Below are 23146 nucleotides of genomic sequence, written 5' to 3' on the forward strand. Positions count from 1 at the left end.
GGGTTAAATAAAACCAGGGGCGATAAGTGAGTCTTCTTACGCCCGGTGCAACGCAAATCGACAGGCGGCTTATCTTATTTAAAAAAATATCAAATTACATAATAAACCACTGCTGTAATGATTTGAAATCTTTTGACGATCTGCACATGAGCTCTGATCATGCGCGAGCAGAAGGTTGTGAACAGCGTCCACGACTCAGCCTGGTCTTGATTGCCCCTATAAAAGTAGGGCTATGCTATATTCCCTGCGCATAATCAGGCACTTTTGCATAGAGCGCCCCTCTACAACCATCAAACGGGAAAATGGCATGTATAAAAACAAAGCGTGCAATCTTGTTCACACCCTACTGTTTTCCGGTCTATGCCTGAGCGGCAGTTTCCTGCATGCTGAAGACAAGCCGCTTTTGCCAGAAACCATCGCCATCAAGGCAGGCCGCTTGCTGGACGTGGAAACTGGCAAGGTCTTGCGTGACCAGTTGATAGTCATCACAGGCGAACGCATTACAGCCATAGTCCCGATTGCAGGCACACCCGTCCCTTACAATGTCAAGCTCATCAACCTGTCCAACGCCACCGTCTTGCCCGGCCTGATCGATGCCCATACCCACCTGACCAGCAATCCGCGCCAGCATGGCTATAGTTCTTTGGGCACATCCACTACACGCGCAGCCCTGTATGGCGTCCGTGCTGCCCGTGACACCCTCAATGCCGGCTTTACCACCGTGCGTGATGTAGGTTCTGAAGGTTTTGCCGATGTCGCCCTGCGTGATGCCATCAATGATGGCGACTTCCCAGGCCCACGCATCCTGGCAGCCGGTTATGCCATAGGCATCAAGGGTGGCCATTGCGACAATAATCTCTTGCCGCCAGAATACAATGACACTGGCAAGGGCGTGGCCGACGGCCCCTGGGCCGCGCGCAGCAAAGTGCGTGAAATGGCCAAATATGGTGCTGATCTCATCAAGATTTGCGCTACTGGCGGGGTATTGTCGAAAGGCGATGCTGCCGGTGCACAGCAATATACGCTGGAAGAAATGCAAGCCATAGTGCAAGAAGCCCACAAGCTGGGCCGCAAGGTTGCCGCCCATGCCCACGGTGCCAGCGGCATCAGCGACGCCATACGCGCAGGGGTCGATTCTGTTGAACACAGCAGCCTGATTGATGCAGAAGGCATCAAATTAGCCAAACAACATGGGACATGGCTGGTCATGGACATCTATAATGACGACTATATTCTCGGCGAAGGTGAAAAAGCAGGTTTCTTGCCTGAATCACTGGCCAAGGAAAAAGAAATAGGCCAAAAACAGCGCGATAACTTCCGCGCTGCCCTGGAAGGCGGTGCCCGCATGGCTTTTGGCACCGATGCCGGGGTTTATCCGCATGGCGATAATGGCAAGCAGTTTTATTACATGGTCAAGTATGGCATGACACCCTTGCAAGCCATACAGGCAGCCACCATCAATGCAGCAGATTTGCTGGGCTTACAAGACAAGGTCGGCAGTATCAAGGTGGGCAAGCTGGCGGACATCATTGCTGTCGATGCTGATCCGCTGACGGATGTAACAAGCCTGACGAAAGTGAAATTCGTCATGAAGAGCGGCAAGGTTTACAAGTAATTTTTTAAGTCAAGACCTCTCAACACAGAGGCACAGAGACACAGAGAAGATCAGAAGAAAACCTGGAACCGGGATTCTTCATTTTAATCTGTGTTTCTTTTTTAGAAAGCAGCAATGAATCAAAAACTCAGCATAGATGAATACGACGCACTGGAGCAATTAAGCAAGCTGCCGCGCAACACCAAACCGAATGCCTGCATCAGCCGCAACGCCAAGCGCCTGTGCGGCATCAAGTTCATGACTTACCGCAAAGACGGCACGCTGGAATTGACCGATGCAGGCAGGCAAACCCTGTTCATCAAACAATGCATAGATGGCTTGCGCGCGATTGCCAATGACCCCGACACCAGCCTGCCCGGCCCGGTCGCCACCTTCCTCGGCAAAAAAGCCCACGTTGCAGTCAATGCCGATACCGGCAAGATGACCATCACCCAGCGTGGCATTGAATGTCTGGCTGATATCGATGCGCAGATGGTACAGGGGAATAAGTAAGCAGTGCTCAGGGGCGGAATGCAATCAAAGATGCTTGCTTGCCGCTCCACCCATACATGCGCTGCGTTACAACGCACTCTGCAAAACACGATACCCTGTAGGGTGCGTTGTAACGCACCCGTTTTGGATTTTTCCATCTCTAACCGTAACTACGTTTGCCGCAGCCAGTAGGTACGTTTAGCCCCACGTAATCGTACGCATGCTATACCTCGGGCGACCTCATTGTGATTTGATATTTTTCACAAAAATCCAGCGCATTGCCTTACTGAACTCAACAAAATAAGCATCACGCTTTGTCAAAGTGTCAGAGGTAAATAGACATGCATACGATTACGCTTGCGCTAATCGTACCTACGCGAGCTGCTAACATCCTCAAGCATGAAAAAGTGCAGGTCAATTACAGCCCCTTAGCATTTAGGTCTAATTTTACGTTTTTTGGGAAAGGCGAAATCTGCCCTGGATCTCACTCTTCATCTGTTGTCATATCCCGTCCTACCAAATAATTTTCTTACTAGTCCCATTCCAAAAAATCTTGGCAATACGTCAAAAGCAGTATCAACTGCATTGGTATAAGCCAGGTTCGCAGGTAGCCTGACCTGTATCGCAGTACCCTCACCCGCTACGGATTTCATGAGGTAGTTTGCGCCCATGGCCTCTGTACGCTCTTTCATTCCCACCAGTCCCCAGTGGCCTTCGCGTTGTCCTGCCTCGGCGATGGTGACAGGTAGCCCTTGCCCATTGTCTGCGACACGCAGGATAAAGTAATCACGCTGATATTCCAACTCCAGTGTGACCTTGCTGGCATTTGAATGTCTTGCTGCATTGAGCAGGGCTTCACGGGCAATGGCATGAATTTCATTGCGGACCGCTTCGCATAGCCAATGCGGTTTGCCGCGTACGGTCAGTGTGAAACGTTCATTGAGCAAGATACTGCCGTATTGCTGCAGTGCCTGCTCCAGTTCCTCCGGTACGGATTCGCTGCGCAGGTCCATGATGTGTTCGCGCCCTTCTACCATGAGCTGGTCGGCCAGGTCCAGGGTTTGTTCGAGCTTGGCACGTTCTTCCGAGTCGCTGGGCAGGCGGCGTGCCTGGCTGTCAAAATACATGATGAGACCTTGCACGCTTTGCAGCAGGGTGTCGTGCAGGCCGCGGGCGATACGGGCGCGTTCTGCCAGTCTTTCATGCATGAGGTCTTGCATGTGGGCGGTCAGGTAGCGTATGCGCAGCAGGTAGAGTGCATACAAGAAGGCAGTCGCCAGCAAGAGCAGCAAGGCAATGAACCATGGTGTCTCTGTAAAGACGGGCGTGATACCGATTTGCATGACCGCGCCTTGCTCATTCCACAGACCATCTTCATTGGCGGCCTTGACCATGAAGCGATAACTGCCGGGTGGCAGATTGGTGTAGAAGGCTTCGCGCCGTCCCTGCGGGTCTTGCCAGCCTTTGTCATAGCCTTGCAGTTGGTAGCGAAAGCTGATGCGTTCCGGCATGCTGAGGCTGAGTGCAGTAAAGCTGATCCGGATGTCGCGGCTTTCTTTTGGCAATTGCAGTGCTGGCTGCGTCGCATAGTCTTTGCTACCAGCGTGGACAGCGGTAATCTGCACAGACGGTGGCAGAAGATTGCGAGCGATTTTTTGAGTATCTATCGTGGCGATTTCGCTGGTGGTAGAAAACCACAGCTGGCCGTCACTGGCGGCAATCAGCGAGGGCAATGGGCGCAGTTGCGATGGGCTGCCCAGCAAGCCATCAAGTGCATTGAATCGCTCATAATTTGTGACATGAGTAGGATCACGCAATAGCTGTTCAAGCTCGCTGGCAGGGATGTGGGTAATGCCATCTGCGCCATGCAGCCAGAGGTCGCCAGCGGCGGTGCGGACTATGCCTGATATGCCTCTTAAAGCCTGTGGGCCGCTGACTTTGACTGGTACAAAATGTTGGTCGTCACGTTTGCTGTTGTACAGTGCCAGGCCATATTCACCACCTGCCCAAAGGTGTTCGCCATCGGCTTGCAGGGCCAGCACATTGCCCAGTTCAAGACCTTGCTCTTTGCCAAAGAGCTGGACATGCTTGCCGTCTATCAAGGCAATGTGGCTATACAAATAGCCCGCCCAGATGCGGCCAGAGGCGTCCTTGGTGAGGCTCATGACTGTCTCGGTGGGCAAGCCATTGAAGCCGCTTTGCAATTGCCATTTACCGTCATCAATACGGAACAGACCTTTGCGTGATACAGAGACCCATTGTTGCTGTGGGTTGATGGCGACCATGGCCTGGGCCTGGTTGCCATCAATATCAGGCGGCATGGGCAAAGTACTGAACTTGCCAGCATTCTCGCGTCGCCACAATCCAGTATCATTACCCAGCCAAATCAAGCCATCATCTGCGCGATAAGCCATGCTGAATTGTCCTCGCAGTTCTTGCTTGAAATCGCCAGAGTCTTTGAAGCGGCGCACTACTCCAGCAAAATCAGCGGTGATGACTTCACCATTGCCAGCACTGGCCATGGAGGGATGATCAAACGGTAGCACCACCGGCAAAATATGCAGGCGATTGCGACGCAGGCGGTCCAGCCCGTGGGAGGTGCCTATCCAGATATTACCTTCCCTGTCCTGGAAAAAAGTTTGCGGCAAGGGGCCGCTCATGCCACTCTCTTTGGTTAACAGCTGGTCGGGGCCGCTGTCGGCTGTCCACGGTGCCTGGCGGCGTTCCAGTGCGTGGGTGCGCAAGATCCACATGATGCCATCACGATCAAAGAACATGCCATTGCCTTCTATCTCTGGTCTGGGGGCGGCATTGCCTGCCGGGACGCTGGTACTCATACGATAGAATTTATACGCACCGTCAGAAGCCCATAGCGTACCGTCGGGGCTTTCTGCCATGGCCATCAAATCGAGTTTAGGCCAGGCCTGGGTATAGCGTGCCTCACCAGGACGACGAAAGTACACACCACCCTTGACAGAAACCCATTGCACACCAGCCTTGTCAAACAGAATTTGCCTGGCCATGAATTGCGGTAAACCACTGTCAGTGCCTACAAGGTTGAAACGCTGTGCTCCCGGAGCCAGCATCGCCAGGCCTTCACGGGTGGCGGCACAGATGCTGCCGTCCGGCCCCAGGGTCATGCTCATCACGCTGCCGCCAGGCAGGCCGTCTGCCTCGGTAAAAGTGCGCACGGTATTGTTCTTGAAAACACTGATGCCGCCAAAACGATATCCTACCCACAGGCTGCCATCGGGTGTCCCCAGCAAACCCAGTACATTGCTGGATCGTAGTGGCTGCCCCTGGACTTTATCCATACGCTCAAAACGCAGTCCATCAAAACGGAACAGACCGGTGGGTGTGGCTATCCACAACCAGCCATCGGTGGTCTGGGCAAACTTGAGTACATCACTGGGCGCGCCATTGAGGGCATTCCAGGGTGTGTGAGTATAGTCAGACAGCAGGCGGCTCGGCTGGGCTGTAGTGACAGTGGAATAATTGGCCTCAGCCGCAGTGACAGGCCTGAGGAGAATAAACAGGGAGTTGAACAACAGTGCAGCCATGCAGGTTTTCAGCAAGGTCTGCCATTTGGAAAAAAGCACGTGTGTGATCCTGGACGATAAATAAACAATCTATAGCCCACAGTCTAACCAAATTTATCAAAACGAAACGAATGATAAGTGATTACTTTTTACGCTTATTTGTGCAGTAAGGGTAATGTATCAAGAATACAGACGAATATGCAGCTCAGCTTACTCAGAAAAAAACAGCAAGACCGCGCTCAACATCAGTATTGGCAAAACCAGCGCAAAAAAGCCTGCATACATAAACGCAAATGCCCCGCCCACTGCCCCTACGCCAAAGGCCAGTACTGGCCACAAAAATTTCCACAAGCGGGCCTTGGTGCCTGTCACTGCACTGCCCCTGAGTATGTCAACCAGGTCAATCACGATCTGTGTGACATTGCCTGTCATGACGGTGGTGGGTGCCAGTTCTGTCCATACCAGGCGGCTGGCGGCGTTTTGTATGCCCATGGCGGCGGCACCGGCTATGCCTGCGACCAGTGGCAAGACAGCATCTGTGCTTTGCACAGGAACAGATAAACAACCCAGCAGCATGAAGGCCAGCAAGAACAATAACTGCATGCCTGTCAGTGCCCGCGCGGCGGATTTACCGCTGGCTTCCAGCTTGACAGCGACAATGCGTGCCAGTGCCACTGCCAGGATAAAGGCCGGGAAAGCCAGAAACTTGATCAGCACACCATGGCTGGGGTGGGCCAGCTCGCTGCCGATGAGCACAAAGTTGCCAGTCACATGGGCGGAGAACAAGCCAAACAGGGCGACAAAGCCCACAGTATCGACATAGCCTGCGGTAAAACCAAGGGCAATACCCAGCGTGTGCTTGCTTGTCATGCAGTTTTGCCTTTGCTCAATGAATACCTGCCCGGCCCGGCCAGGGCGATGCTGCCAAAGATGATCAACAACAGCCAGCCAAACTGGCCTTCGGCTATGCTCCAGTCCGGATGTACCGCCAGCATGGACACCAGCAGCAAGAAGATGATGGGCAGACAAGCCAGCCTTGTCAAGATGCCTGCTGCAATCAGCAGCGGGCAGGCAATTTCTGCCAGCAGCGCCAGCCACAACGTCAGGCTGCGGCCCAGATGCATAGGGTCATCAATATGCGCCAGCTCTGTGCTGTAATGCATAAGCTTGGGCAAGCCATGCACATACAAGAGCATGAAAGCGCCTGCCAGCCTGAGGAAGAGCAAGCCCAGATCAGGTTTGGCTGGCACGGACAGACGCTGGAAGAAATTCATCGTACTCATCTTATGCCTTTCAGGCGAACTGACCAGCTGCCAGGTAACCGACCGTCATGGCCACCACCAGCAAAGCACCGATGGGTGTCGGTGGTGCTGGCGAAGGGATATCCAACCAGCGGCATAAGCCACCGATGGCCAGACCCAGTAATGCACCTATGGCGATATCCATATCAAGCTCCCTTCTTGTCGTCGAGTGCATGGCCGCCGCACAAGACCTTGTGTTTTGCTTCCTGCGCCTGGGTGTAACGGTCCACCAGCCAATAACCCAGACTCATGGTGAACACCAGGAAAGCCCCGCTCAATACCGGCGGAGATGGCACGGGTATGTGCAGCAAATTGCAGCCTGCACCAGTGACGAAGGAGATGACCAGGCCCAGCAATATTTTTGAATAGCGCATGGCTTATTCCTTAAAAAGCAAAACAACTACAGCCCAGCGCACCCCAGAAGCCTGAAAAATCAGAAACTGGTACATTGGCACCACGCGCTACATCATGCCTGTGTACATGCACACCACAAGCGCCACGGCACTGGTGCGGCAAGGCTATCTTTTGCGTGCCTGTCGCTGCGCGATAATGGCCGCTGACCTTGCTGACGGGCGACCAGTCTGGCAGCACCGGTATTGCAGGTGGTGACAAGGGGCCAAATTCTGCCGCGCCATACACGATCTTGCCATCGACGATGGTGAGTACAGCTTCTATGTGTTTGATGCTCTCTTCAGCCACGCTGAAATAATCAGCCGACAGCACGGCCAGGTCAGCGAATTGGCCTTCCTTGATCTGGCCTTTTTTGCCCTGCTCATTGGAAAACCAACTACTGCCCAGCGTCCATAACTCCAGCGCGGCATCGCGTGATAATTGTGCAATGACACTGGCCAGGCGCAAGCCACCAACGGTGCGGCCAGAGACTAACCAATACAGCGCAGTCCAGGGGTTGTAGCTGGCCACGCGGGTGGCGTCAGTGCCTGCGCCTACGGGCACGCCCATCTCCAGCATTTTGGCAACAGGTGGTGTCGCACGGGCGGCATCCGCACTATAGCGCTCGACAAAATATTCCCCCTGGAAAGCCATCCTGTGCTGGATGGCGATGCCACCGCCGAGACTACGCACGCGTTCTATATTGTGTTCTGTAATCGTCTCAGCATGGTCAAACATCCAGTGCAGGCCATCGAAAGGGATTTCGCGGTTGACCTTTTCAAACACATCGAGCATGCGGCTGATGGACTCGTCATAGGTGGCATGCAGACGGAAAGGCCAGCGCTGGCTGACCAGATGGCGCACGACTTTTTCTAGTTCGTCTTCCATGCCTGCGGCCAGGTCGGGGCGCGGCTCCAGAAAATCTTCAAAATCGGCTGCAGAAAATACCAGCATTTCACCCGCGCCATTGTGGCGGTAAAAATCGCTGCCATCACCGGGCTTGACCATGCCAGTCCAGCGCTCAAAGTCTTCTAGCTCTTGTCCCTTGTTTTGGGTGAACAGGTTGTAGGCTATGCGTATGGTCAGTTGCTGATCTTTGGCGAGCTGGTCTATGATGGCATAGTCTTCAGGATAATTCTGGAAGCCGCCACCAGCATCAATTGCGCTGGTCAAACCCAGGCGGTTTAGCTCACGCATGAACTGGCGGGTGGAATTGACTTGCAGTTCCAGCGGCAGCTTGGGGCCTTTGGCCAGGGTGGCATACAGTATCATCGCATTGGGTTTGGCGATGAGCATGCCGGTAGGATTGCCTGCGGCATCGCGCTGGATTTCGCCACCGGGCGGGTTAGGTGTATCCTTGGTATAACCGACTGCGCGCAAGGCCGCACGGTTGAGCAGTGCCCTGTCATACAGATGCAGGATAAACACTGGCGTATCTGGCGCAGCAGCATTGATTTCTTCCAGCGTGGGCATGCGTTTTTCTGCGAACTGGAACTCAGTCCAGCCACCCACTACCCTCACCCATTGTGGCTGTGGCGTACGCAAGGCCTGCTCTTTCAACATGCGCAGGGCATCTGCCAGCGAGGGCACGCCTTCCCAGCGCAATTCAAGATTGTAGTTAAGGCCGCCGCGTATCAGGTGGATGTGCGAATCATTCAGGCCGGGGATGACGCAGCGCCTTTGCAGGTCAATGACTTGGGTGCTGTCAGCCTTGAAACGCATGACGCTTTCTGTATCACCAACCGCCAGGAACTTGCCATCCTTGATGGCGACAGCACCAGCGATTGGCTGACTGCGGTCTACCGTGTGGAACTGGCCGTTGTGTAAGATCAGGTCTGCGTTCATCATGGTTACCTCTTGAAAAATCATCATTGATCCGGTGGTTTTTTAGCCGCCGGATCATTAAAAACAAAAGCCTGTCAAAGATTAATGCGCTTCACTCGCATTGAACATGCTCTTCGCATAAATCAGGCCCAGGCCATAGCCACCGCCATGGGTAATAGCCGTCGCCACAGTTTGATTGTAAGTCTCACCACGCGCCCAGTCACGCTGTAATTCCAGCAGGTATTGCAGCGAGGTCATCGGGCGGGCACCCATTTGTATCATGCGCTCCATGGCGTGCTGGTGTGCTTCTGCTGAGACATCACCGCAAGCGTCCGCAATCACATACACTTCAAAACCTTGTTCCAGTGCCGAGATAGCCGGGCCGACGATGCAGACTGAAGTCCACAGGCCAGCCAGTACGATTCTATCCTTGCCTTTGGCATTGACGAGCTCGGCAATGCGACTGTCTTCCCAGGTGTTCATGCTGGTGCGGTCGACGATTTTTTCATCGGGGAAGACGTTTTTGATTTCTTCAAAAATGGGGCCAGAAAAAGACTTTTCTGCCACCGTGGTCAGGATGGTCGCCACCTGGAATTCTTTGGCAGCCTTGGCCACCATGGCGGCATTATTGCGCAAGGCCACCAGGTCGATGGATTTAGTCGCAAAGGCCATTTGCGGTTGATGATCTATCATGATCAGGGTATGGTTAGTCGGGTTTAACAGGGCTTTACCTGGTTCTGCTTTAGCGATAGGCATGATATGTTCTTTCAATAAATTTGAGTGGATGAATGGAGGACTACTTTTATTTTATGCGTCTGGCTTGCCAGATCGCAGCAACAAGAAAAATGACAAACAACACCGCAAATAAAGTTTGCAAGACTGGTGCTTCGGGACTGTCCAGCAGAGGGTGGCCCAAAGGCAGGCGCGTGCTGGTTTCGGTAATGCCAGGTATAAGGTGAAAGAAAAAACTCAGTGAATAGCTGACTACCTCTACCTGCCTTGAAAAATGGCCAAACAAAGAACTGGTTTGCGCCAGCACGGCTACCGCCAATACCACCAGGGTAATCAGGGCCAGGGCATGCGGTTTGCCAAAGCCGCCGTGGGCAAATATGCCCAGGCCAGTCAGGCAAGAAACTACCGTCATCACCAGATATACCTTGCCCCCAGTCTTGCGCGGGTCTATGGCTTGCCAGCGCAAAAATGCATGCAGGCCGGCAATCACGGCAACCAGACTGACGGCGGTGTGAAAAATACCCAGTGTAGTAAGTCCAAACATGGTCTTGCCCTTCCCTCAACGGTTTGTTATTGCAGATGTAGCGAAAACTCATGGCCTGGTATCGCTCAGGACGATCAGGCGCCGTCCAAAAAATTTCGCATCAAGGGAATACGCTCCCGGCCCCAATAATGCCAGTGCGATGGCATTGGCAATCACCAGGCATATCACTGGCGACATGCTGGATAACACCCCCTGGCCGAACAGGCACAAAGCCGCCGTTGCCACGCAAAGCAGGGCAAGCAGCGGCGTTAATATGCCTATGCACAGCAAGACGGCCAGGCCCTCTATCAACATGTCTATCCAGTCAGCCATTGCTGGTTTGCTGCAACAGGCACTGGCTGCGGGAAGCTGTAAGGCCACCACGATGCGCAGTATCAGCAAACCTGCACCGGCCCGGCCAGCCGGAAACATGGAATACAGTCTTTGCATAGCTGGCCCGGAGTGGTGTACCTGGGTTTAGCCTTTGATAAAATTGAGCATGTCTTTGTTGAACTGGTCCTTGTGGGTATCCGTCAAGCCATGTGGCGCACCTGCGTAGACCAGCAGTTTGGAATTCTTGACCAATTTGGCAGAAGCACGTCCAGCGGCATCGATAGGCACGATCTGGTCGTCATCACCATGCACGATCAGGGTAGGGATATCAAATTTCTTGAGATCTTCCCTGAAGTCAGTTTCCGAGAATGCCTTGATGGAATCATAGGTATTTTTATGTCCTGCCTGCATACCTTGTGCCCACCAGGAATTGACCAGGCCTTGCGATACTTTGGCACCAGGGCGGTTGAAACCATAGAAAGGACCGCCTGCCACGTCCAGATACAGTTGCGCACGGTTAGCCAGTGAACCGGCACGCAAGCCATCAAAGACTGACATGGGCAAACCACCAGGGTTGGTATCTGTCTTCAACATCAAAGGTGGCACAGCAGAGATCAGGCCAGCCTTGGCCAGACGCTTGGTGCCATGGCGGCTGATATAGCGCGCCACTTCACCACCGCCGGTAGAGAAGCCAAACAGGACGACGTTTTTCAGGTCCAGCAATTCAATCAACTGCGCCAGATCGTCGGCGTAGTGGTCCATGTCATTGCCATCCCAAGGCTGGCTGGAACGGCCATGACCACGGCGGTCATGGGCGATACAGCGGAAGCCTTGTGAGGCCAGGAAGATCATTTGCGATTCCCAGCTATCAGAATTCAATGGCCAGCCATGGCAAAAAACCACGGGCTGACCTGAGCCCCAGTCCTTGTAATAAATATCCGTACCATCTTTGGTTTTGAAGTAAGCCATTTTTTTCTCTCCGTGGAAGTGAGCTGTTGTTGCTGCTGTTGCTGGTGTTGTTTGCTTTGCCTGATCGGCCTGTGTTGAAGAGATAGCCATGGCGCCAAACGGCAGGCTGATTGCGCCGACAGTAGCAACACTGCCGAGCAAGACCTTGCGCCGCTGGTGATCCACTGCCATGTCGTGGTCTTTGGTTTCCATGCATTCTCCAATTACATCAATAAATAAGGGACTAGGCCCCAGCCCCAAAACAATGGCGGTTGAGCGCAATGGCAAGCTGGGTGTAGCAGATGCGAGCTAGTGTAGGGTTCCTGTAAAAATTGCACATCACCCCAAAGCGGGGTAGGCGACTCATCATTTCGGGTAGTTTTTGGATGGCCGCCAATATCTATCCGCGACATCTATTGCCCATACAATTGCTTTTGCAGAAAATGCCCAGCCCTGTCGAAGCGCGACGCTGCCAACTGGCAGTCGGGTACAGATTTGCTGCCCAGGCTCAGTGACAATTCTGTACCTGCCTCTGGGCCACTCCACATTTCCAGTCTGGCTTGCAGGGCAATGGCATGCGCCTGCATTTGCTGCACACAGGGATAGTAGTGCTGCTTATCTGCGTCCATATTTCTTCTTGTCCTGCCCTTGCCGTCATCACGGATGCGCAAGCTGAACGTGCCCCAGGCATGACAAAGCTCTACTTCCACCGTCTCTGCATGCGCATGCAAGGCGGCATGAATCATGGCCACCCGTGCCAGTTGATAAAGGGTAGTGAGCGTGTCTCTTGTGACGGGCAAGCCAGAGCCACTGATGCAAAGGCGAAAAGAGGTGTGGTTGCCAGATGCCAGACTGATGGCCAGTCTGGCCAGCGCTTGTTCCAGGTCGGTGCCTGAGTGAGCGGCGCTTTGTTCATCCTGCATGACTTGCCGCCCCTGTGCCAGCAAATTATCAGCCTCGTCCAGCACCGTTTCTATTTGTGCCCGCTCATGTCCATCGCCAGGCAGATGGCTGGCGGTGGTTTGCAGGCTCAGCATCAGCCCTTGCATACCCTGTATCAGGGTATCGTGCACATCCTCAAGCGCAGGACTGCCCTGCAAGCTCCGCTGGCTCAAGGTGGCAGCGCGTGACATGCCCGCCTGGCACAGGAAGTAGATGCATGCACTCAGCACCAGCACAGCCAGCGTCGATTGCCAGGGCAACATCGCGTCATAAAAGAAATGTAGCGTGCCAGGCATGCTGCAAACCTGATAGGTTGCGATCAACATGAAGTCCTGGTTTGATGTGAAGGAAGTGAGCAATGTCATGCCAGCGGCGCAAACAGGCAATACCCATTCAGGGTAATTGACAGCGTCTGGCATAGCTTATTGCACTGTCATTTTACGGTTGTGCCAATACCAGTTTCACCAAACGATGATATATTGCACTTTTAAACAAACACTGTGGATGCGAAGCCCTCATGCCAGAGGAAACACGCTCCCAGGTCCATTTTGCAAACAGGAATCATGGAACATTGCGAATCGACCGCAGCAATCACTATTTTGTCAGTGGATGACCATCCCCTGTTTCGACAGGGGATCGCCAGCGTCATAGAAAGCCAGGCCGATATGCGCGTGGTGGGTGAAGCGACGAATGGTAACGAAGCACTGACCAGTTACCGTGCATTGCGCCCCGATGTCACGCTCATGGATATCCAGATGCCAGACATGAATGGCATCGACGCGACCATCGCCATACGCCAGGAATTCCCGCAAGCCAGGATCATCATCCTGACCACCTATGAAGGTGATGTACGCGCCCTGCGCGCCGTCAAGGCAGGAGCGGCCGGTTATCTGCTCAAAAGCATGCTGCGCAAGGACTTGCTCGACACCGTGCGCCAGGTCCATAGCGGACGCCGTTGCATCCCTGGTGATATTGCCATGGAACTGATCTCACCCGCCAGCGGTGATGCACTGAGCAAGCGCGAAGTGGAGGTGCTGAGACTGGTGGCTGATGGCAAATCCAATAAACGCATTGCCCTTTATCTTGCGATCTCTGAAGACACCGTCAAAGCCCACGTCAAAAATATTCTGTCAAAACTGACCGCCAACGACCGCACCCATGCAGCTGTACTAGCCCTGCAACGTGGCATCATCGATTTGAATTGTCTTAATCAGGCGATAAAATCCTGAGGAAATAAGTAAGCGATAAGTAAGCGATAAGTAAGCAATACCCCAGCCGCGGATGCGATTTAGTACGACTTGCTTGCGTACCGCCCGCATCATTTGAGGTGCATAAGCATGCGTACGATTACGCTTGCTTAACTCTGAGTCTCCGCAACTATCGCAGAATTAGCCTATGAATTTTTCATAAGCCCGACAAACCACGCAAAGCCGATGACACTGTAAGCCAGGCATGACTTTGCGGATCAATCACAGCAAAATGCCCGGCTTCAGGCAACAATACCAATTGCGTTTTGGGAAAAGCCTTACAGTAAGCTTCAGGCACAGCACGAGGAACAACTGCATCAAGGGCACCTTGCAGCACAATCACAGGCACTGCAGGCGCAGGTAACTGCATGGGATCGACATCTGGGCGTTCAGCCGGATTCTTGCCCAGGAAGCGCATCACGGCCTTATCACCTAACTGCAAATCGTAGGCCATGCGCAGGTCGGCGGCGGGTGCCAGGGCAAGTACACCGGCGAGTGCGGGCCTTGCACATTTGACGGCGGCCCACAGCACCAGGTGGCCACCGGCAGAATGCCCGACCAGCACTATCTTGCCGTTGTGTCGCCCCACCTGGTGTGGCAGCATTTCTATCGCGCTGGCGATATCTTCCAGGCTGGCGTCAGGCTTGCCGGGGATGCGGCGATATTCTGGTGTGACAACCGTCCAGCCTTCGGCGGCCATTGCGCTGGACATTGCCTCGGTATGCTGCCTGTCATATTCTGGTTTCCAGAAACCGCCGTGTATCAACATCAGCAGGGGGCGTCGTGCACCGTCACTGCCAAAACGTATATCGGCTACCTGGTCTGCATGGCTGCCATAAATCAGGCTGTGATCAGGTGGATTGCCCTTGCGGCTCAGGATGGAGAGGTCTTCTGTCATATTGTTTACTGTAATTTACGTAGAACGAAACTAAGAACAATGCGTATGTACGATTAGCGCAGCGTAATCGTACGCATGCTGCAGGCGACTTACCACTGTTCTTTGAAATTTTTCATCAAAAAGAAAACCAGCACATTGCCTTACTGAATTCAACAAAGTGAACGTCGCACTATGTCAAAATATCTAAGGTAAATAAACATTCGTACGATTACGCTGCGCTAATCGTACCTACAAAACTCATGATTCGGTGTCACACTTTATGCAGGAGCGGCTTGAGCCGCTCCTACCTTTGAACAGTTTATTTGACTGCCCTGCGTCCCAACAAAAACGCCAGCAGCACCCCCAGTGCAGACAAGCCCAGTGCGCCGAGGTTGCCAATGAGGATGTAAGGCGTCATGCCGGTATAGCCCTGCACATTCGCAGCCAGTACGGCGCGGGTATTTTCAGGCAGGAGCTGCTCGACCGCGCCGCCTGGAGCTATGACTGCGGTGGCGCCGGTGTTGGTAGCACGCAGCATGGGACGGCCGGTTTCGAGGACGCGCATTTGCGATATTTGCAGATGCTGGGGGATGGCGAAGGATTTGCCATACCAGGCCAGGTTGGAGGCATTCAGCAGGATGCTGGCAACTGGCTGGCCAGCGGTATGTTGCGCCGAGAGTTGCGCGGCGATTTCTTCACCAAACAAATCTTCGTAGCAGATATTCGGCATGATCCACTGACCAGCGACTTTCATGGCGGGTTGTATGGGACCAAAGGTGGAAAACTCACCCATGGGGATGGCCATCATTTTCACAAACCAGCGAAAGCCCGGCGGTATGAATTCACCAAAAGGCACGAGGTGATGTTTGTCGTAGCGATAGGGCTGGGCATACTGGCGTGACATGCCGAGTACGCTGTTTGAATATTGGTCACCACCATCATGCACGCCCACACCCAGGATGACGGTGCTGTTGCTGTCTTGCGCAAAGGTATTCAAGATCGGCAGATAATCTGGCGGCAGTTGCGAAGTCAGCATGGGCAGAGCCGTCTCAGGGGTGACGATGAGATCAGCCGGGGTTTGCGTGATCATGTCGTGATACAGGCTCAGCGAATCATTCAGGTGATCCTGGCTGAACTTCATGTCTTGCGCGACATTGCCCTGCAAGAGGCGTACCTGTATGGCTGCGCCTTGCGGCTGTGTCCAGCGGATTTGTTGCAAGGCAAAGCCAGCCACAAAGACAGCAACAATCAATCCAGGCAAGGCCAGGTTTTGCTTGCGGCTAGTCCTGTTTGTCAACAACAGCGCCAGCGCTGCCGCCAGCAAGGCATTGACCCAGCACAGACCCAGCACGCCAATGACAGGTGCAAACCCGGCAAGCGGGCTATGGGTGTGAGCGTAGCCGGAGATGGTCCATGGAAAGCCCGTCAGGAAGCAAATACGCAGCCATTCCGCCACCGTAAACAAACCCGGCAAAACCAGCAAGCCTGCGGCTGTAGAAGAAATTTTCCAGCGCTGTTGCAAATATAGCGTGCCCCAGGCAGCGGCAGCCACATAGATGGACAGCGCGCCAGTCAAGAACATCAGGGCTAGCAGGGAAAAAACCCCAGGCAAGCCGCCATAGACCGTCATGGCATACACCAGCCAGCTGGTGCTGGCGGTCAGCCAGCCCAGGCCATAAGCCCAGGCCAGCCAGCCTGCCCGTTTGCGGCTAATGGCATGTTCACCTTCACGCAAGACCTGACTGAATAGCAGGGCCATGCCTAGTATTTGCACAGGCCAGTAATGGAAGGGGGCGAACGACAGCACATTCATCGCCCCTGCCACCAGCATCAGCAGGAAGGAAGAACGTACAGACAGAGAAGACAACAAAGACTGCACTGCCTTAATCATCGGAGCGCACAGTCGGTCTTTGTTCTACTAGCAGCATCTGCACTTCCCGGGCATCGGCGCGCAAGACTTCAAAGTAGAGATTGCCTATCGAGAACTCATCGCCCATATGTGGCAACTCGCCCATATAGTCAGCTACATAGGCACCTATGGTTTCGGCATGCTCAGAGCCCAGCGTCGTGCCCAGGGTGTTATTGAACTGCTCAAGATCAGTCAGGCCCTTGATGCGCCAGCGTTTGCCATTGCCCTTGCTTTCCAGCGCCAGGATATTGTCTTCTTCTTCCTCGAAATCGTATTCATCTTCGATATCTCCGACGATTTGTTCCAGCACGTCTTCGATGGTGATGAGGCCAGAGACACCGCCGTATTCATCGACCACCATGGCAATATGATTGCGGTTGGCGCGAAAATCACGCAGCAGAATATTCAGGCGCTTGGATTCAGGGATGTAGATGACGGGGCGCAGCATGTCGCGCACATCAAAAGCGTCTGAGGCGTAATAACGCAGCAAATCCTTGGCGAGCAGGATACCGACGACCTTGTCGCGATCACCATCCACCGCCGGAAAGCGGGAATGCGCTGTCTCCAGCACTTCTGGCATCCATTCTTCTATGGGATTGGAAATATCGATGACATCCATTTGCGCGCGCGGCACCATGATGTCGCGTGCGCACAGGTCAGATACCTGGAACACGCCTTCTATCATCGCCAGTGCGTCGGCGTCGATGAGATTGCGTTCTTGCGCGTCGTGCAAGACTTCCAGCAGCTCGGCGCGGTTTTCAGGTTCAGGAGAAATCAGGGCGGTCAATCGTTCAAACAATGACCTATGGGGTTTAAGGTCAGATGCTCTGACCTTACTAGAGTGCTCTTGCATAATAGGCGTAACGCCGTTGTTTCAATCCTACAGAATACAACAAGTGGGGGTGGTTTCCCAAATTTTGCAGCACTTGCTTGCAAAATTTACAGTGCCACCAGGTCGAAACCATGAAATTTGCCTAAAAACAGACAATCACAGAACAAAGTGTAGATCTGTCATCATGGTGTCATTATTTTTGTCTTAAAGACAAAAAAAGCCAGCTGGAGCAGATGTTGTGGTCTGCTGGCTGGCCTGGGGTTAACATTGCACTTAATACAATTTTTATTTGTTTTTCAGGAAGTGATACCCGCAGGCAATGAGCAAGTCATCCACTTTTTCCACATAGGTGAGCTTGGGTTCCAACTGCTGGGTCGACGGGTTGATGAAGGTGTATTCGGCACTCCAGCCAGAATTGCTCTTTTCTACGGCCTTATAAAAACTCTTGATGATCTCGACGCCATTCTGGTCTTTCAAGTCCATGATGTTGACGCCTATCATTTTTTTCAGGGCGGTATGCGCCACTGCCGTGCCCTTGGGGTCTAGTACGATGAGGAATAATTCCCTGTCCCTGAAAGGTCCGGCCTGGTCGCTGAATGCCACCAGTGCCTTTTCGCGGCCATTGGCTTTGTAATAAGCCACGGCTTTTTTCACCATCGCCACCGCTTCTTCTTTGTTAGCTCTTTCTGCCGCCAGTGCCATGCCTGACCAGCCCAGCACCGCTATTGCCATCATTACGGAAAAAAACCACTTATTCAGTTGTTTCATTTTTCTTCCTTTCAAGTGCAGATATGAAATTATCCTGTAATGCATGTATTAATTACATAACAATGACATGCGCAAGTGGACGATGCGAGAACAAGACCACTGGTTTATCTTATGCAACTTTTTAATTTGGTCAATAAATAGTATGATCGATTTCACTTTCTTTTTACTTTGAAGATGCCTGAGGGCACATAGCGTCCTGGTTAAATCCCGGCATGGCCGAAGTGCCATGAAGATGCTTGCTTGCCAGGGTCCGCATCCACCGCCAGCTCATTCTGTTCCAGCACGCATTCCAGGCGGCAATGCGCCAGTTCCAAAGACATGTTTTCCAGATCCGTCAAATCCTCTTTTTGCAAACCCAGTACCAACAGGTTTTTCTTGCTATCAGCCAGCAGGCCGCGTAAAAAAAACTGCAAGTCAGTGCTATTCCCGACTACAGGCAGGCATAACCAGCGCAAGCTGCCCCGGCCATTGATGACAGAAATGATTTCGCCGATCTGGCCACCCAGGGTAGGCGGCAATTTCCGGCTCAGCCAGCACAGTTCCGGCGCGGCCAGGTTCTGTTGCTTTTTTGAGCGAAATTCTTGTATTTTTTGCTTGGCCAGTTCAGGGCTTTGCAGCTGGCTGCTGGCATAGCCCCAGCGTTCCATGTAATGGCTGACGGTACGCAAAGGCAGGGCTATCCTGGTCTGTTGCTGCACCAGCATGACGATGGCTTCGCGACACCAGAGCTGGTGGGCCAGCCCATAGGCCGTTGGCGGCTGGCTGGCGATCATGTCTTTCAACGCTTGCTCCTGGGCAGCCGTCAGCAAGCGCTGCTGACCATTCTTGCGACCGCGGACGGCTGGCGCTGGCACCACATTGCCGGCACGCTCATAGAGTTTGATGATTTTCACCACACCGCTATAGCTGAGCTGAAGATGGCTGGCAATCCGCGTGCGTCCCTGTCCCGCCAGATGCATGGCAACGACTTGTTTCCTGATTTCGTAAAGTGTATCGTCACTAAGACTACGAATGTCTGTTTTTTCTGCGTTCAAGATTTCCGCCCGGCTAGACAAAGATGCAGAGCTTAGTAGACAGAGGCAGGCAGGCGCATGTGCTTAAAGTCACATGCTGGCGTCCTTATACTGCAATTAAAAAAAAGAGTTGCACATATGACTTTAGACACATGCGCTAGTTTTGGGTGGCAGGTAGAGTCCCGGGTTTACCTCCACTTACGCCCAGACGAATGCAGCGAGGCCCCTCATGGAATATAAGGAAACCGGCGATGCCCATCAGGATGTGGCAGCCCTGGCCCTGTTCGTCATTAACAGGTCACCTGCCATGATGGCGTATTGGAATACCGATTTGATTTGCCAGTTTTCCAACGATGCTTATGCAGACTGGTTTGGCAAGTCGCGTGCAGAAATGAAGGGCATCGCCATGCGTGATGCCCTGGGTGAAATTTTCATGTTCAACCGCAAGGAAATCCAGGGCGCATTGAATGGTGAAAAACAGGTGTTCGAACGCGCCGTCAGGGTCGCCGATGGCAGCCTGAGACATAGTCTGATGACCTATACACCGCGCTTCAAGGGTGGCAAGGTGCATGGCTTTTTTGTCCATGTGGCCGACGTCACCCCTCTCAAACTGGCCGAGGTCGAACTCAAATCTGCCTATGCAGAATTAAAAGCCACCCAGATACTCCTGAGTGATGCCGTGCGTGAAAATGAAAGAGTACGCATCGCCCGCGACTTGCACGATGTGCTCGGCCATCACCTGACGGCACTGAACCTGCACCTTGATCTGGCCCTGCGGCAAACCCTGGAACAAAACCAGGATGCGGTCAGCAGCAAGTCACTGGCAATTTCACGTGATCTGGCACAAAACCTGTTGAACCAGGTGCGTACCGTGGTTGCCATGGAGCGCAGCAACCATGTCAGTGATTTGCGCCTGGCGCTGCAATCACTGTGCAGCGCTATACCTGACCCGCAAGTGACGCTGGAATTCGCGGCCAATCTTGACATACAGTGTCCGGTGATGACACACACCGTCTTCAGTTGTGTACAGGAAGGCATCACCAATTGCATACGCCATGCCAGGGCAAAAAAACTGCATATCCACCTGGCGCGCCAGCAGGACGGCATTATTTTACTCATGGTCGATGACGGCAAGGGCGTCAGCACCGATGAACTTGGCCATGGCTTGTCAGGCATGCGTGAGCGTGTCAGTGAACTGGGTGGGCGCATGCACATCAGCAGCCAGCCGGATGAAGGTTTTCATCTGCATATCTGGCTACCACAGAAAGAAGGCAGCACATGATACGGGTCTTGCTGGTCGATGATCAAAACCTCATCAGGACAGGCATTGCCGGTCTCTTGTCCATGCTGCCTGACATACAGGTGGTGGGCGAAGCCACTGATGGCGATGCAGCCATAGAGTTAATAGAAAAATTACAACCAGACGTGGTCTTGCTGGATGTCAGGATGCCAAAAAAGTCAGGCATCGCCGTCTTGCAAGAATTAAATGCCCGCCAGCACTTGCCAGCGACCATCCTGTTGACTACCTTTGATGATGACGAAGCCTTGTTCGCCGGCATGCGCGCCGGTGCCAAGGGCTTCTTGCTCAAGGATATTTGCCTGGAAAGGCTGAGTGTCGCCATCCGTAGTGTAGCCCGTGGCGAGTCCCTGTTCCGGCCCGCCATTACCGAGCGGGTCTTGCATGGCATCCATAAACTGGCGCCGGATTTTGTAGAAGAGCAATTGCATGACCCGCTGACACAACGTGAAGTCGAGATACTGGCCCTGATGGCGGGTGGTTTCAACAACCGCGAAATCGCCGAAGCCCAGGGCACCAGCGAAGGCACGGTGAAAAACCAGGTGTCGAGCATACTGTCGAAAATGGCCGTACGCGACCGTGTGCGCGCTGTCTTGCGTGGGCTGGAACTGGGCATTATCTGAGTTCATCTGGCACGACAGGGCTAAATTCTGGTATTTTGAATTTAACTCACACTATTTGCTGCCACAAAAATTTTCAATTAGCATTAAGCATCCATCCTGGCTGAACTGTTAGCATACCTGGAGTAGCTTCACTTGCGGACGAAGACTTGATGAAAACCAGTGGCAACAAGGCGCAGCCCCCTCCCATAGAGAACGTGGAAATTGCTCTCAAGGTCATCGACCACCTGAGCGCCATGACTGGCTATTGGAATACCGACCTGATTTGCCAGTTTTCCAACAGCGCCTACTCGCACTGGTTTGGCAAATCCAAGGAGCAGATGCGCGGTATCTATATGCGCGATGCCCTGGGCCCCATCTTTGAAAAAAACCTGGCCCATATACAAGCCGTCCTGCGCGGCGAATTACAAGTCTTTGAACGCGAAGTCGTCATCCCCGACGGTAGCATACGCCATAGCCTGATGACTTACACACCCGACATTGTTGATGGCAAAGTGTGCGGTTTTTTTGTCCATGTGGCCGATGTCACGCCACTCAAGAAAGTCGAATTCGAGCTGGCCGCCGCCAAGGAAGCCGCCGCTGCCGTGGCCGAGCAAGAACTCAATACCTTAAAGCAAACCAATGCCACCCTTGAGCGCCTCGGTGCCATAGGCCAGGACATCACGGCCCACCTGGAAATCAGCGTGGTTTGCCGCTGCCTCTACCGCCATGTCGCCGGTTTGCTGGAAACCAGCAGCTTCAGCGTCTTTCTGCTCGATGACAGCAGCCTCAGCCTGCACCCAGTCCTGCATATAGAGTCTGAGGCCGAGCGCGAACACAACAGCATAGAACTGGCTGACTCTGTCCATCCCTATAGCATGTGCGTCAGGGAGCGCCGGGATATCTGCCTGGACATCCCACCTGAGCATGGCAGCGACTTCAGCCCTGCTAGCAATGCCGTACCAGGCGACACTGCCCTGGCTGGATTGGATAATGTGCATAGCCTCTTGTGTGCCCCTTTGCGGGTGGCAGATCGCACGATAGGCGTCATGGCCTTGCAGGCACAGCGTGCGCAAGCCTATGGAGAACGCGAACGCCTGATCTTCAAGACCCTGTGTGCCTATGGCGCGATTGCGCTGGAAAATGCCTTTGCCTACCAGCGCCTGCAAAATGCCCAGGAACAGCTGGTAGCCCAAGAAAAAATGGCCGCACTGGGCTCGCTGGTAGCCGGTGTTGCGCATGAACTCAATACCCCCATAGGCAATAGCGTGCTGACCTCGACCACGCTCAGTGACAAGACTGCCGTCATGGCAGCCAAGCATAAGGAGCAAACCCTGCGCCGCTCTGACCTGGAACTGTTCATCAAACAGGTACAGCAAGCCAGCGACTTGCTGGTACATTCACTGGAAAGCGCTGCCGACCTGGTGCTCAGCTTCAAGCAGATTGCCGTCGACAGGACCACGGCGCAAAGGCGGGAATTTGATTTGCGCAAGACCTGTCATGACCTGTGCGCCACCATCGTCAACCAGATCAGCGCCCGCCAGCATCAACTGATCGTCGATATACCCGACGGCATCCTGCTCGACAGCTACCCCGGCCCGCTGGGCCAGGTCATCATGAACCTCATCAACAATGCCCTGCTGCACGGTTTTGAGCATGTGCAGAGCGGGAAAATTATCATTTCAGCCATTGCCTTAAGCAAAGACAAGATACAAGTCAGGCTGGAAGACAATGGCTGCGGCATGAATGAACATGTGCTGGGGCACATCTTTGATCCCTTTTTCACAACAAAAATGGGCCAGGGAGGTACGGGATTAGGCTTGTCCATCAGTTACAACATCGTCACATCCATACTTGGGGGTAAGATAAGGGCATATAGCCAACCGGGTATGGGTAGCAGCTTCACACTGGATTTGCCACGCCATGCTCCTTTGCAATGATGTCAGGGGACTTAAGGTCCACCAGATCTTTGGAGTAAATCTACAC

22 protein-coding genes are annotated in these 23146 nt (G+C 53.5%); 6 read left to right on the forward strand and 16 right to left on the reverse strand.

The window, feature by feature from the left end; genetic code table 11:
* Nucleotides 1-307 precede the first annotated feature (307 nt).
* Both ACO0LC_RS10110 and ACO0LC_RS10115 read left to right on the forward strand, forming a co-directional pair.
* Nucleotides 308-1615, forward strand: coding sequence for an amidohydrolase family protein (locus tag ACO0LC_RS10110; RefSeq protein ID WP_423002553.1), 1308 nt, complete (start codon nt 308-310; stop codon nt 1613-1615).
* A gap of 114 nt (nt 1616-1729) precedes the next feature.
* Nucleotides 1730-2107, forward strand: coding sequence for a hypothetical protein (locus ACO0LC_RS10115; protein ID WP_423002555.1), 378 nt, complete (start codon nt 1730-1732; stop codon nt 2105-2107).
* 470 nt (nt 2108-2577) lie between these two features.
* Here the strand turns inward: ACO0LC_RS10115 and ACO0LC_RS10120 are convergent, their stop codons facing one another.
* From ACO0LC_RS10120 to ACO0LC_RS10170, 11 genes are all read right to left on the reverse strand, one after another.
* Nucleotides 2578-5685, reverse strand: a complete 3108-nt coding sequence (locus tag ACO0LC_RS10120; RefSeq protein WP_423002557.1) for a sensor histidine kinase — start codon at nt 5683-5685, stop codon at nt 2578-2580.
* Nucleotides 5686-5835: 150 nt separating this feature from the next.
* Nucleotides 5836-6495 carry a YoaK family protein gene (locus ACO0LC_RS10125; protein ID WP_423002559.1) on the reverse strand — a complete coding sequence of 220 codons (660 nt, stop codon included), beginning with the start codon at nt 6493-6495 and terminating at the stop codon, nt 5836-5838.
* A complete protein-coding gene (locus tag ACO0LC_RS10130) occupies nt 6492-6908 on the reverse strand; it encodes a DoxX family protein (protein ID WP_423002561.1) in 417 nt (138 codons plus the stop codon). The genes ACO0LC_RS10125 and ACO0LC_RS10130 overlap by 4 nt, the downstream gene beginning before the upstream one ends.
* A gap of 10 nt (nt 6909-6918) precedes the next feature.
* On the reverse strand, nt 6919-7071 hold the full coding sequence (locus tag ACO0LC_RS10135) for a DUF1427 family protein (RefSeq protein WP_162060251.1): 153 nt from the start codon (nt 7069-7071) through the stop codon (nt 6919-6921).
* A 1-nt stretch (nt 7072) separates the two neighbouring features.
* Nucleotides 7073-7300, reverse strand: coding sequence for a DUF1427 family protein (locus ACO0LC_RS10140; protein ID WP_423002563.1), 228 nt, complete (start codon nt 7298-7300; stop codon nt 7073-7075).
* A gap of 10 nt (nt 7301-7310) precedes the next feature.
* The gene (locus tag ACO0LC_RS10145) at nt 7311-9161 is read right to left on the reverse strand and encodes an amidohydrolase (protein WP_423003033.1); all 1851 of its coding nucleotides are present in this window, start codon (nt 9159-9161) and stop codon (nt 7311-7313) included.
* A gap of 81 nt (nt 9162-9242) precedes the next feature.
* Nucleotides 9243-9896, reverse strand: a complete 654-nt coding sequence (locus ACO0LC_RS10150; protein WP_423002565.1) for a hydrolase — start codon at nt 9894-9896, stop codon at nt 9243-9245.
* A gap of 46 nt (nt 9897-9942) precedes the next feature.
* Nucleotides 9943-10416 (reverse strand): hypothetical protein, encoded by a 474-nt coding sequence (locus tag ACO0LC_RS10155; protein WP_423002567.1) that lies wholly within the window; start codon nt 10414-10416, stop codon nt 9943-9945.
* Between the two features lie 48 nt (nt 10417-10464).
* Nucleotides 10465-10845, reverse strand: coding sequence for a hypothetical protein (locus tag ACO0LC_RS10160; RefSeq protein WP_423002569.1), 381 nt, complete (start codon nt 10843-10845; stop codon nt 10465-10467).
* Nucleotides 10846-10872: 27 nt separating this feature from the next.
* Nucleotides 10873-11697: an alpha/beta fold hydrolase gene (locus ACO0LC_RS10165; RefSeq protein WP_423003035.1), complete on the reverse strand. Its 825-nt coding sequence runs from the start codon at nt 11695-11697 to the stop codon at nt 10873-10875.
* Nucleotides 11698-12089: 392 nt separating this feature from the next.
* Nucleotides 12090-13037: a sensor histidine kinase gene (locus ACO0LC_RS10170; RefSeq protein WP_423002571.1), complete on the reverse strand. Its 948-nt coding sequence runs from the start codon at nt 13035-13037 to the stop codon at nt 12090-12092.
* Between the two features lie 144 nt (nt 13038-13181).
* Between ACO0LC_RS10170 and ACO0LC_RS10175 the strand changes: the two genes are divergently transcribed.
* Nucleotides 13182-13847: a response regulator gene (locus ACO0LC_RS10175; protein ID WP_423003037.1), complete on the forward strand. Its 666-nt coding sequence runs from the start codon at nt 13182-13184 to the stop codon at nt 13845-13847.
* Between the two features lie 175 nt (nt 13848-14022).
* Here the strand turns inward: ACO0LC_RS10175 and ACO0LC_RS10180 are convergent, their stop codons facing one another.
* The 5 genes from ACO0LC_RS10180 to ACO0LC_RS10200 all read right to left on the reverse strand — a co-directional run bounded on the left by ACO0LC_RS10180 (nt 14023) and on the right by ACO0LC_RS10200 (nt 19285).
* Nucleotides 14023-14763 carry an alpha/beta hydrolase gene (locus ACO0LC_RS10180; RefSeq protein WP_423002573.1) on the reverse strand — a complete coding sequence of 247 codons (741 nt, stop codon included), beginning with the start codon at nt 14761-14763 and terminating at the stop codon, nt 14023-14025.
* Nucleotides 14764-15061: 298 nt separating this feature from the next.
* Nucleotides 15062-16609, reverse strand: a complete 1548-nt coding sequence (gene lnt / locus ACO0LC_RS10185) for an apolipoprotein N-acyltransferase (protein WP_423002575.1) — start codon at nt 16607-16609, stop codon at nt 15062-15064.
* Nucleotides 16610-16625: 16 nt separating this feature from the next.
* Complete coding sequence (locus ACO0LC_RS10190; protein WP_423002577.1) at nt 16626-17504, reverse strand: HlyC/CorC family transporter; 879 nt, start codon at nt 17502-17504, stop codon at nt 16626-16628.
* Nucleotides 17505-17768: 264 nt separating this feature from the next.
* Nucleotides 17769-18251, reverse strand: a complete 483-nt coding sequence (locus ACO0LC_RS10195; RefSeq protein WP_423002579.1) for a cache domain-containing protein — start codon at nt 18249-18251, stop codon at nt 17769-17771.
* Between the two features lie 200 nt (nt 18252-18451).
* Nucleotides 18452-19285 carry a helix-turn-helix domain-containing protein gene (locus ACO0LC_RS10200; RefSeq protein WP_423002581.1) on the reverse strand — a complete coding sequence of 278 codons (834 nt, stop codon included), beginning with the start codon at nt 19283-19285 and terminating at the stop codon, nt 18452-18454.
* Nucleotides 19286-19493: 208 nt separating this feature from the next.
* Here ACO0LC_RS10200 and ACO0LC_RS10205 point away from each other — a divergent pair, with 208 nt between their 5' ends.
* The 3 genes from ACO0LC_RS10205 to ACO0LC_RS10215 all read left to right on the forward strand — a co-directional run bounded on the left by ACO0LC_RS10205 (nt 19494) and on the right by ACO0LC_RS10215 (nt 23100).
* The gene (locus ACO0LC_RS10205; RefSeq protein WP_423002583.1) at nt 19494-20546 is read left to right on the forward strand and encodes a histidine kinase; all 1053 of its coding nucleotides are present in this window, start codon (nt 19494-19496) and stop codon (nt 20544-20546) included.
* Nucleotides 20543-21184, forward strand: coding sequence for a response regulator (locus tag ACO0LC_RS10210; RefSeq protein WP_423002585.1), 642 nt, complete (start codon nt 20543-20545; stop codon nt 21182-21184). The genes ACO0LC_RS10205 and ACO0LC_RS10210 overlap by 4 nt, the downstream gene beginning before the upstream one ends.
* Before the next feature lie 149 nt (nt 21185-21333).
* Nucleotides 21334-23100: an ATP-binding protein gene (locus tag ACO0LC_RS10215; RefSeq protein WP_423003039.1), complete on the forward strand. Its 1767-nt coding sequence runs from the start codon at nt 21334-21336 to the stop codon at nt 23098-23100.
* The last annotated feature ends 46 nt before the right edge of the window (nt 23101-23146 follow it).

The sequence above is a fragment of the Undibacterium sp. JH2W genome, assembly GCF_049340425.1.
In the GTDB taxonomy this organism is placed as follows: Bacteria; Pseudomonadota; Gammaproteobacteria; order Burkholderiales; family Burkholderiaceae_D; genus Undibacterium.

Bases quoted from the DNA above. Each gene is read 5' to 3' on its own strand.
- ACO0LC_RS10110 (WP_423002553.1), top strand. From the start codon at position 308: ATGTATAAAAACAAAGCGTGCAATCTTGTTCACACCCTACTGTTTTCC.
- ACO0LC_RS10115 (WP_423002555.1), top strand. From the start codon at position 1,730: ATGAATCAAAAACTCAGCATAGATGAATACGACGCACTGGAGCAATTA.
- ACO0LC_RS10125 (WP_423002559.1), bottom strand. From the start codon at position 6,495: ATGACAAGCAAGCACACGCTGGGTATTGCCCTTGGTTTTACCGCAGGC.
- ACO0LC_RS10130 (WP_423002561.1), bottom strand. From the start codon at position 6,908: ATGAGTACGATGAATTTCTTCCAGCGTCTGTCCGTGCCAGCCAAACCT.
- ACO0LC_RS10135 (WP_162060251.1), bottom strand. From the start codon at position 7,071: ATGGATATCGCCATAGGTGCATTACTGGGTCTGGCCATCGGTGGCTTA.
- ACO0LC_RS10140 (WP_423002563.1), bottom strand. From the start codon at position 7,300: ATGCGCTATTCAAAAATATTGCTGGGCCTGGTCATCTCCTTCGTCACT.
- ACO0LC_RS10145 (WP_423003033.1), bottom strand. From the start codon at position 9,161: ATGAACGCAGACCTGATCTTACACAACGGCCAGTTCCACACGGTAGAC.
- ACO0LC_RS10150 (WP_423002565.1), bottom strand. From the start codon at position 9,896: ATGCCTATCGCTAAAGCAGAACCAGGTAAAGCCCTGTTAAACCCGACT.
- ACO0LC_RS10155 (WP_423002567.1), bottom strand. From the start codon at position 10,416: ATGTTTGGACTTACTACACTGGGTATTTTTCACACCGCCGTCAGTCTG.
- ACO0LC_RS10160 (WP_423002569.1), bottom strand. From the start codon at position 10,845: ATGCAAAGACTGTATTCCATGTTTCCGGCTGGCCGGGCCGGTGCAGGT.
- ACO0LC_RS10165 (WP_423003035.1), bottom strand. From the start codon at position 11,697: ATGGCTTACTTCAAAACCAAAGATGGTACGGATATTTATTACAAGGAC.
- ACO0LC_RS10170 (WP_423002571.1), bottom strand. From the start codon at position 13,037: ATGCCAGACGCTGTCAATTACCCTGAATGGGTATTGCCTGTTTGCGCC.
- ACO0LC_RS10175 (WP_423003037.1), top strand. From the start codon at position 13,182: ATGGAACATTGCGAATCGACCGCAGCAATCACTATTTTGTCAGTGGAT.
- ACO0LC_RS10180 (WP_423002573.1), bottom strand. From the start codon at position 14,763: ATGACAGAAGACCTCTCCATCCTGAGCCGCAAGGGCAATCCACCTGAT.
- ACO0LC_RS10190 (WP_423002577.1), bottom strand. From the start codon at position 17,504: ATGCAAGAGCACTCTAGTAAGGTCAGAGCATCTGACCTTAAACCCCAT.
- ACO0LC_RS10195 (WP_423002579.1), bottom strand. From the start codon at position 18,251: ATGAAACAACTGAATAAGTGGTTTTTTTCCGTAATGATGGCAATAGCG.
- ACO0LC_RS10205 (WP_423002583.1), top strand. From the start codon at position 19,494: ATGGAATATAAGGAAACCGGCGATGCCCATCAGGATGTGGCAGCCCTG.
- ACO0LC_RS10210 (WP_423002585.1), top strand. From the start codon at position 20,543: ATGATACGGGTCTTGCTGGTCGATGATCAAAACCTCATCAGGACAGGC.
- ACO0LC_RS10215 (WP_423003039.1), top strand. From the start codon at position 21,334: ATGAAAACCAGTGGCAACAAGGCGCAGCCCCCTCCCATAGAGAACGTG.